Genomic DNA, 9412 nt, shown 5'->3' with positions numbered 1-9412 from the left:
ACTTAGCGGAACCAAAAGCCCTCTGGCGTGCATAACCCTGATTGCCCGAGACGCGCAAAATCACTCAGTGCACTGGTGGGAGACCGCCGCCAGCCTTCACCGCCATCCACAGGGGTTCATAGGCATTCATATATATTTTCGCGGCCGAACCGTCACCGGATCGCGACACAAATGTAAACACAACAACCACATGGAATTGATTTAGCTACATTTTTTGCTCATTAATTCTTCCCTGCGCAGGGAAGGCCGAGTGATTGGCACCACCTGTATGCTGCTGTGCGGTTTCCTTGCGCTACCTTTCGCGCAGCGGACCGCGGGTGCGAGGTCAGCACCCGGCCTTCCCTGCGCCCTCTTGGCTTCGAGGGTGGAACGACGAAGCAAAGCTCGGGCGAGATGCGCCGCGAGAGCGCGAAGGTGTGTCTGCAACACGCGCTGTCATCGCCCGCGAAGGCGGACGACCCCAGCATTCCAGAGGCGGGTGTGGTTGAACGCTGCGCTTCGGCTATGCCGTGCCGATCACGAAGGGCAAGTACGACATCGTCCAGGAGTTCAGATGCGGCGGCACGTCGTTCTAACCACCGAGGAGCCGCCGGCAGGCGTCGACGAAGACCTGCGCGCCCGTGACGATGTCGGCGTCGGCGGTGTTCTCGGTCCAGTGGTGGCTGATGCCGCCGATCGACGGCACGAACAGCATGCCTGCGGGCATGACGGTCGCAAGCAACTGCGCGTCGTGGCCGGCGCCGCTGGGCATGCGGACGGACCGTCCACCGGCCAGGGCCTTGCTCGCGGCCTCGATTGCGTCCTGAATGCCGGGATTCATCATGGCGGGAGCACCGGTGCGCAGCTTCTCCACGGTGACGGCGCAAGGGCCCTTCGCGCTGGCCTCGTCAGCCATGGTCCGCAGCAATTGCTCCAGCCGCGAGATCACAGCCGGATCGTCGTCGCGGATCTGGAACAGCAATTCGGCCTTGCCCGGAATGATGCTCGGCGCGCCGGGATCGAGCGTCATGCGGCCGGTGGTCCAGACCGTGCGCGGGCCACAGGCGCCCGGGAACCGCTCGTCGATCGCGACGCAGAACTTGGCCAGCGCGAGGCCGGCGTCTTTCCGCGCCGCCATGCGGGTGGTGCCGGCATGGTTCTGCTCGCCGACGAAATTGATCTGGTACTGCCAGATGCCGACGATGGAGGTCACCACGCCGATCGAAAGCTTGCCGCTTTCGAGCGTGTCGCCCTGCTCGATATGCGCCTCCAGATATCCGACGTGGCGTCCCGGCTCGGCAGCGACGCGTGCGCGGCCCGAGAGCCCCATGTCGGCGAGTGCGTCGCGCATGGTGCGGCCGCTGGTGCGGTCGCGGGCGGCATCGATGTCGGCCTCGGTCACCTGTCCGACATAGGAGCGGGAGCCGAGGAAATGCCCAAAGTGTCCTTCCTCGTCGCACCAGGCGGCAACTTCGACCGCACCCTTCACGGACGGGTCGGCATTGAGCACGCGGGCCGCTTCGAGCGCATAGACGACGCCGAGAGGGCCATCGAGCCAGCCGGCGTAGTTCTGGCTCTCCAGGTGCGAGCCCGCCAGCAGCTTCGGCCCCTGCTTCGCGCTGCTGCCGAACACATTGCCGATGCCGTCGATCGCGGCGGTAAGGCCGGCGTCGGGCAGCTTCTGCACCAGCCAGTCGAGCGACTTCTTGTGCGGCTCGGAGAAGGTCGGCTTGTGCACGCCGGTCTTGTAGACGCCGATGGCACGGAGCGCATTGAGATCGGCGAGAACGCGTTGCCCATCGGCACGCGGCTTGGTGTCAGGCATGTTCGGCAACCTTCAGCGCCTCGGTGCGGATCTCCTCGACCAGCCGTTCCTTCAGCTGGACGAATTCGGGCGTGGTCTTGATCTTGTAGGAGCGCGGATGCGGCAGGTCCACATTGATCTCGGCCTTGATGCGGCCGGGGCGCGCGCTCATCACGATGACGCGGCTGCCGAGGAAGATGGCTTCCTCGATGTCGTGGGTGACGAACAGCACGGTCTTCTGGTCGCGCTCCCAGATCCCGAGCAGCATTTCCTGCATCAAGGCGCGGGTCTGGTTGTCGAGCGCGCCGAAGGGCTCGTCGAGCAGCAGGATCTTTGGATCGTTGGCGAGCGCGCGGGCGATCGCGGTGCGCTGCTGCATGCCGCCGGAGAGCTGCTTCGGCCAGTGGTTCTCGAAGCCGGACAGCCCGACCTGGCGGATGAAGGCATCGGCGATCTTGTTGCGCTCCGCCTCGGGCACGCCGCGCTCGCGCAGGCCGAAGGCGATGTTCTCGCGCACGCTCAGCCAGGGAAACAGCGTGTAGGACTGGAACACCATGCCGCGATCGGCGCCGGGGCCGGTCACCTCGCGCCCGTCGAGCGTGACGCGCCCGCTGGTCGGCCGGTCGAGACCGGCGACGATGCGAAGCAGCGTGGACTTGCCGCAGCCGGAGGGGCCGAGGATGGTGACGAAGTCGTTGTTGCCGATCGTGAGGTCAGTCGGCTCCAGCGCCCTGGTCGGCGCATTGCCGTGGCGCGCGGGGAAGGTTCGGGAGACCTGTTCGATCTTCAGCGTGGTCATGCGAGCCTCCACGGAAACAGCCAGGCGTTGAACGCCTTGAACATGAAGTCCGAGAGGAGACCGATCAGTCCGATCACGATGATGCCGAAGATGATCTGGCCGGTGTTGAGCAGCGCCTGGCTGTCGGTGATCATGTGGCCGATGCCCGAGGACGAACCGATCAGCTCGGCGACGATGACGTAGGTCCAGGCCCAGCCCAGCACCAGCCGCAGGATTTCCGCGATCTCGGGCGCGGAGGAGGGCAGCAGCACGCGCCGGATGATGCCGCGGTCGCTGGCCCCCAGCGTATAGGCCGCCTCGACCAGATCGCGCCGCGTGGTGCCCACGGTTACGGCGATCATCAGGATGATCTGGAACACCGAGCCGATGAAGATGACGAGCAGCTTTTGCAATTCGCCGATGCCGGCCCACAGGATCAACAGCGGGATAAAGGCCGAGGCAGGCAAATAGCGAGCAAAGGAGACGAACGGTTCGAGGAACGCTTCAACCGGCTTGTAGGCGCCCATCAGCACGCCGAGCGGAACCGCGATGATCGCAGCGAGCGCGAAGCCGCCGACGACGCGCCAGATCGTCATGCCGATGTCGAACAGGAAGCCTTGCTTGGCGAGCAGGTCATAGCCTTCCTGCATCATGGTCAGCGGGTTGGCGAGAAAGGTCTTCGACACATGGCCGCCGAGCGTTGCCCACGACCAGAGGGCGACGAACAGCACGAAGAACGCGAGGCCGTAAGCCACGCGCTGCTTCGATGTCACGGGATCCAGGGGACGCATCAACGATCTATCCGGGCGGTGAACGAGTTTCCGGCCCCGCCGCGAGACGGGGCCGGCAGCTCCTCAAGGGTTTACTTGATGTAGCTCGCGTCGAAGAGGTCCTCGACCTTCGGCGCGGCCTTGATGATGCCGATCTCGAGCAGGAGGTCGGCGGCGTCCTTGTTGAAGGTCAGGAAATCGCCGGCAAAGAACTTCTGGTTCGCGGCCTTGTCCTGCCAGCGCAGATATTTTGCCGAATTGCCGAACGCCTCGCCGGTCTGCTTCACGTCGGCACCCATGATCTCATAGGCCTTGGCCTGGTCCTTGGCGATCATGTCGAGCGCCTCGAAATAGCTGTCGGCGAGCGCCTTGGCAGCCTTCGGGTTCTCGGTGAGGAACTTCGGCGTGCAGCCAAAGGTGTCCATGACCATCGGATAGTCGAGCGTGGTCGCGATGATCTTGCCCTTGTCGGGCGCGGCCCGAACCGTCGACAGATACGGCTCGTAGGTCATTGCGGCGTCGTTCTGGCCGGCGACGAAGGCCTGCGCGGCCGCAGCCGGCTCGAGGTTCACGACGGTGACGTCCTTCACCGAGAGCCCGTTCTTCTTCAGCATCCAGGCCAGCGCGAAATAGGGCGAGGTGCCGGGCGCGGAAGCCGCGACGGTCTTGCCCTTGAGGTCCTTGATCGATGCGAGATCGTTGCGCACGGCCATGCCGTCGGCGCCGTAGCTCTTGTCGAGCTGGAAGATCTGCTTGGTCGCAACGCCATTGGCGTTCCACGAGATCCAGGTCTCGACGGTCGTGGCCGCGCACTGGACGTCGCCGGAGGCGATCGCGAGGTGGCGGTCCTTCTGCGGGATCTTCTTGATCGTCACGTCAAGACCATTTTTCTTGAAGATCCCAGCCTCCTTCGCCAGCGTGAGCGGCGCGAAGCCGGTCCATCCGGAGATGCCAATGCCGACCTTGACGTCGTCGGCGAGCACGGGAGTGGTGGCCGCGAGGGCAATGATTGTCGCAAAAATTGTCGAACTACGCATGATTGTCGTCCTCTTGCCGATCGATGGATTGACGTCCCTGTTGATCATTCGGTCCTGATGGACCGTTGCCCGAAGCGTTGCACGATTTGTGCCGACATCGTTCTCTCAGCCTCCCTTGAATCGGGCGACAAGGCGGTGAGAGTCACCGGGATAGAGCAGGCGCACTGCGGTGATGGTGCGCGCGCTGCGCCAGGTATAGCGGTCGATCACGAGGCAAGGCGCGCCGACGGCGATGTCGAGCGCCTCCGCCGTGCGATCGTCCGCAACGATGGCGCTGATCGTATGCTCGGCTTCCGTCCATGGGACATGATGAAGCAGCCACGAGCCGGGCGGCTCGCGCGAGAAATCCGCGGTCGCTGCATCCGGTACGGAGGACAGATCGATCAGTCGGTCCTCGACGGCAAACGGCACCTTGTCGGCGCTGTGCCGGCAGGTGATCGCAACCACTTTTCCGGCCTTCTTGACGCCAAGACGCTCGCGGTCGGCGGCGGTCGCCGCGCGCAGCTTGCGCCCGATCAGCTCGTAGCCGTAGCCGCGGCCAAGCGCGGTGATCTCGGCGCGAATGTCTGCGATTTTCAGCACCGCGGACAGATGCTGTGGCCGGCGTACGAAGGAGCCGGCGCGCCGCCGCCGTTCGATCAGATCTGCTTGCGCGAGCTCCGACAGCGCCTTGTTCACCGTCATGCGCGAGCAGCCGTAACGTGCGACCAATTCGTGCTCGAACGGGATACGATGCCCGGGCGGCCACTCGCCGGTCAGGATGCGCTTCTCGATATCGGCGCGGATGCGCTTGTAGAGCGTCGGCTGGTCGGCGGCATCGGTGGCCAGGCTCATGCGACGAGCCTCCGCACTGCCGCGTTGAAGCGTTCGCGCGCGGTCTGTCGCAGTCTGTGTCGTCCGCCTTCGACGACCTTGTGGCCGCCGGCCCAGACGCAATCGATCGCGCCGGTCCCTCCGGCAAAAATCCAACCGTCGATGGCGGCGTCGCGCAAACGTCCCGCGAGCGATGGATGTGCGGTGTCGAGCGTGACGATGTCGGCGCGTGCGCCGGGCCCGAGGCCAACCGTCGCTTGTGCCAGCGCGCGCGCACCGCCCGCGAGCGCATGATCGAACAGCGTACGTCCCGTCGAGCGGCCTGCACCGCCGGAGAGCACGTTGCGCTCGCGATGCTTCAGACGCTGGCCATATTCGAGCTGGCGCAGTTCGTCGGCTGCGCCGACCAGCACGTTGGAGTCGGTGCCCACACCGAACGCACCGCCGGCATCGACGAATTCGCGCGCCGGAAAGATGCCGTCGCCGAGACTGGCCTCGGTGATGGGGCAGAGACCCGCCACCGCGTCAGTCCTGGCGAATGCGGTCACTTCCGCATCCGTCGTGTGGGTCGCGTGGATGAGACACCAGCGTTGATCGACCGGCGCGTGCTCCAGCAGCCATTGCACCGGCCGTCGTCCCGACCAGGCGAGGCAATCCTCGACTTCCTTCACCTGTTCGGCGGCATGGATATGCACCGGCCCGCCATCCGCGAGCGGAATGATCGCCGCGAGTTCGTCCGGCGTCACCGCGCGCAGGCTGTGCGGTGCGATGCCGATATTGGCGCCCGGCAATCTGCTGATCGCCTTGCGTGACGCTGCCATCAGCGCGGCGAACTGATCGACCGAGCAGATGAAGCGGCGTTGTCCGGCATGCGGTGCGGCGCCACCGAAGGAGCCGTGCGCATAAAAACTCGGCAGCAGCGTCAGCGCAATGCCGGAAGCTTCGGCGGCCTGTGCAATGCGGGCAGCCATCTCCGCGAGGTCGGCATAAGGAGAGCCGTCGCGATTGTGGTGGAGGTAGTGGAATTCGCCGACGCGGGTAAAGCCCTGTTCGAGCATCTCGACATACAGCAGCGTCGCAACGGCGGCGACGTCGTGCGGCGTCATCGCCAGCGCAAAACGATACATCGTGTCGCGCCAGGTCCAGAACGTATCGGTGCTATCGCCGCGCAGTTCGGCCAGCCCCGCCATGCCGCGCTGGAATGCGTGGCTGTGCAGGCTCGCCAACCCCGGAAGCGCAATTCCATGACGCTCGTCGCCGGCGGCCGGCGCTACGCCCGGCGTCACCTCGGCGATCGCGCCGGCGGTGATCACCATCTGCACGTCATTGGCCCAGCCCGAAGGCAGGAGCGCGGAGGCGAAATGCAGTCGGGTCATGATTACACGCCGGCTGGACAGAACCGCCCCACGATTATATGTCTAGACATATAAGTCAAGCATCCCACGAAGGGACCATTGCATGGCAGAGCGCTTCGACCGGATCTGGCACAACGCCCGGCTCGCCACGATGCGGGCCGACCGTCCCGATCTCGGCGAGATCGAGCATGGCGTGATCGCCGCGCGCGGCGGCCATATCGTCTATGCGGGTGCAGCGGCGGATTTTCCTGTTGACGCCGACGCGATCAAGCGGATCGATTGCGAGGGGCGTTGGATCACGCCCGGCCTCGTCGACTGCCATACCCATCTCGTCTACGGCGGCAACCGCGCGCATGAATTCGAGCTGCGCCTGAAAGGCGCAAGCTACGAGGAAATCGCGCGCGCCGGCGGCGGCATTGTCTCGACAGTCGCCGCGACACGCAAGGCGAGCGAGGCCGAGCTCGTTGCGAGCGCGATGCCGCGGCTCGATGCGCTGATCGGCGAGGGCGTCACCACCATCGAGATCAAGTCCGGTTACGGCCTCGATATCGATACCGAGATGCGACAGCTCTCAGCGGCGCGCATCCTCGGCCGTCAGCGGCCGGTTGCGATCCGCACATCCTTGCTCGGGGCGCATGCGCTGCCCGTGGAGGCCGGCGGTGACAAGGATCGCTATATCGATCTCGTGTGTCATGAGATGCTGCCGGCGGTCGCAAAGGCCGGTCTTGCCGATGCCGTCGATGCCTTCATGGAAGGTATCGCGTTCTCGGCCGAGCAGACCGCGCGGGTGTTCGAGACGGCGAGGGGGCTTGGGCTGCCGGTCAAGCTCCATGCCGACCAGCTGTCGAACCTCGGCGGCGCAGCACTTGCCGCAAAATTCTCGGCGCTCTCCGCCGATCATCTCGAGCACACCGACGAGGCCGGCGCCGCCGCAATGGCGAAGGCCGGAACTGTCGCCGTGCTGCTGCCCGGCGCCTTCTATTTCATCCGCGAGACGCAGAAACCGCCGATCGAAGCGTTCCGCAGGCACGGCGTCCACATGGCGCTCGCGACCGACTGCAATCCCGGCAGCTCGCCGCTGACATCGCTGCTGCTCACGATGAACATGGGCGCGACGCTGTTCCGGATGACGGTGGCCGAATGCCTCGCTGGTGTCACCCGTGAAGGCGCGCGTGCGCTCGGCGTGCTCAATGAGACCGGCACGCTGGAAGCAGGGAAGTGGTGCGATCTCGCGATCTGGGACATCGAGCGGCCCGCCGAGCTCGTCTACCGCATCGGCTTCAATCCGCTGCATCGCCGGGTGTGGAGGGGACAGTGACGGAACAGGGCGCAGCGATCGTCGTCAAGCCGGGAACGGTCAGCCTCGACGATCTCGCGCGCGTGCTCAAGGGACAATCCGTCGTACTCGACCCGTCATTCTGGCCGCGCGTCGAGGCGGCGGCGGAGATCGTCGCAAAGGCAGCACACGCCGCCGCGCCGGTCTACGGCATCAATACCGGTTTTGGAAAACTGGCCTCGAAGCGCATTCCGCCCGACCAGACCGCGCTGCTCCAGCGCAATCTCATCGTCTCGCATTGCTGCGGCGTCGGCCCGGCCACGCCGGAGCCGATCGTACGGTTGATGATGGCGCTGAAGATCGTCTCGCTCGGCCGCGGTGCCTCCGGCGTGCGTCGCGAGGTGATCGAGCAGTTGCAGGCCATGCTGGCGCAGGACGTCTATCCGCTGGTGCCGCAGCAAGGCTCGGTCGGCGCCTCCGGCGATCTTGCGCCGCTCGCACACATGACGGCGGTGATGATCGGCGAGGGGCAGGCGATCGTCGATGGCAAGACTGTCTCCGGCCGTGAGGCACTCGCCGTCGCCGGTCTCGCGCCGCTGACGCTGGGTCCCAAGGAGGGACTCGCGCTGATCAACGGCACGCAGTTCTCGACCGCCTACGCTATCTCCGGCGTGCTGCGCGCGTTTCGCCTGGCTCGCGCCGCGCTTGTCACCGGCGCGCTGTCAGTCGATGCCGCAATGGCCTCGACGGCGCCGTTCCGCCTCGAGATTCAGGCGTTGCGCGGTCACGCCGGACAGATCGCTGCCGCCGCGACGTTGACCGCGTTGCTCGACGGCAGCGATATCAGATTGTCGCATCTCGAGGGTGACGAGCGCGTGCAGGATCCCTATTGCCTGCGGTGCCAGCCGCAGGTCGCGGGCGCTGCGCTCGACCTGATCACGCAGGCCGCGCGCACGCTGATCGTCGAAGCCAATGCCGTCACCGACAATCCGCTCGTCCTGGTCGAGACCGGCGAGATCGTCTCCGGCGGCAATTTCCACGCCGAGCCGGTCGCCTTTGCCGCCGATACGATCGCGCTGGGGCTGTCGGAAATCGGTGCGATCAGCGAGCGGCGTATCGCGACGCTGGTCGATCCCGCGCTCAATTTCGGTCTGCCGCCGTTCCTGACGCCGGACCCCGGCATCAATTCCGGCTTCATGATCGCCGAGGTCACGGCTGCCGCACTCTACGCCGAGAACAAGCAGCGTGCGGCTGCCTGCTCGATCGACTCGACACCGACCAGCGCCAACCAGGAAGACCATGTTTCGATGGCCGCGCACGCCGCGCGTCGCCTCTCGGATATGGCCGACAATCTCGCCGCCATCCTCGGCATCGAGCTCCTGGTCGCCGCACAAGGCATCACGCTGCGCGCGCCGCATGCGACCAGCGCCCCACTCGTTGCCGTCATCGCTGCGCTTCGCGAGCATGTGCCCGCGCTCGGCGCCGACCGCTACATGGCCGGCGATCTCGCCAGGGCGGCTGCGCTGATCGAAGCCGATGTGCTACCGGCCGTGGCGATCGCGGCGCTTCCAACCGATCCGTTCCCGAGACTTGACTAAAG

At 65.7% G+C, this 9412-nt stretch carries 8 protein-coding genes; 2 read left to right on the top strand and 6 right to left on the bottom strand.

Translation table 11 applies throughout. The features are described from left to right. Nucleotides 1-571 precede the first annotated feature (571 nt). From CT676_RS31700 to CT676_RS31675, 6 genes are all read right to left on the bottom strand, one after another. Nucleotides 572-1804 (bottom strand): Zn-dependent hydrolase, encoded by a 1233-nt coding sequence (locus CT676_RS31700; RefSeq protein ID WP_063981931.1) that lies wholly within the window; start codon nucleotides 1802-1804, stop codon nucleotides 572-574. Continuing rightward, nucleotides 1797-2582 carry an ABC transporter ATP-binding protein gene (locus tag CT676_RS31695; RefSeq protein ID WP_063981932.1) on the bottom strand — a complete coding sequence of 262 codons (786 nt, stop codon included), beginning with the start codon at nucleotides 2580-2582 and terminating at the stop codon, nucleotides 1797-1799. The genes CT676_RS31700 and CT676_RS31695 overlap by 8 nt, the downstream gene beginning before the upstream one ends. Beyond that, nucleotides 2579-3352, bottom strand: coding sequence for an ABC transporter permease (locus tag CT676_RS31690; protein WP_028156759.1), 774 nt, complete (start codon nucleotides 3350-3352; stop codon nucleotides 2579-2581). Before CT676_RS31690 ends, CT676_RS31695 begins: the two co-directional genes overlap by 4 nt. Nucleotides 3353-3423: 71 nt before the next feature. Then, complete coding sequence (locus CT676_RS31685; protein WP_135216088.1) at nucleotides 3424-4368, bottom strand: ABC transporter substrate-binding protein; 945 nt, start codon at nucleotides 4366-4368, stop codon at nucleotides 3424-3426. A 105-nt stretch (nucleotides 4369-4473) separates the two neighbouring features. Then, entirely contained in the window at nucleotides 4474-5202 is a 729-nt protein-coding gene (gene hutC / locus CT676_RS31680; protein ID WP_014493578.1) for a histidine utilization repressor, read from the bottom strand. After that, nucleotides 5199-6557, bottom strand: a complete 1359-nt coding sequence (locus tag CT676_RS31675; RefSeq protein WP_135216087.1) for a formimidoylglutamate deiminase — start codon at nucleotides 6555-6557, stop codon at nucleotides 5199-5201. Before CT676_RS31675 ends, hutC begins: the two co-directional genes overlap by 4 nt. 82 nt (nucleotides 6558-6639) lie before the next feature. Here CT676_RS31675 and hutI point away from each other — a divergent pair, with 82 nt between their 5' ends. Together hutI and hutH are read left to right on the top strand one after the other, a co-directional pair. Then, nucleotides 6640-7854 (top strand): imidazolonepropionase, encoded by a 1215-nt coding sequence (hutI, locus tag CT676_RS31670; protein WP_135216086.1) that lies wholly within the window; start codon nucleotides 6640-6642, stop codon nucleotides 7852-7854. Continuing rightward, nucleotides 7851-9410, top strand: a complete 1560-nt coding sequence (hutH, locus tag CT676_RS31665) for a histidine ammonia-lyase (RefSeq protein ID WP_135216085.1) — start codon at nucleotides 7851-7853, stop codon at nucleotides 9408-9410. Before hutI ends, hutH begins: the two co-directional genes overlap by 4 nt. Nucleotides 9411-9412 lie beyond the last annotated feature (2 nt).

Source organism: Bradyrhizobium sp. MOS001 (assembly GCF_004634465.1).
Classification (GTDB): domain Bacteria; phylum Pseudomonadota; class Alphaproteobacteria; order Rhizobiales; family Xanthobacteraceae; genus Bradyrhizobium; species Bradyrhizobium barranii.
The sequence above is the reverse complement of the archived record's forward strand: the minus strand, read 5'-3'. Positions and strand labels throughout refer to the sequence as shown.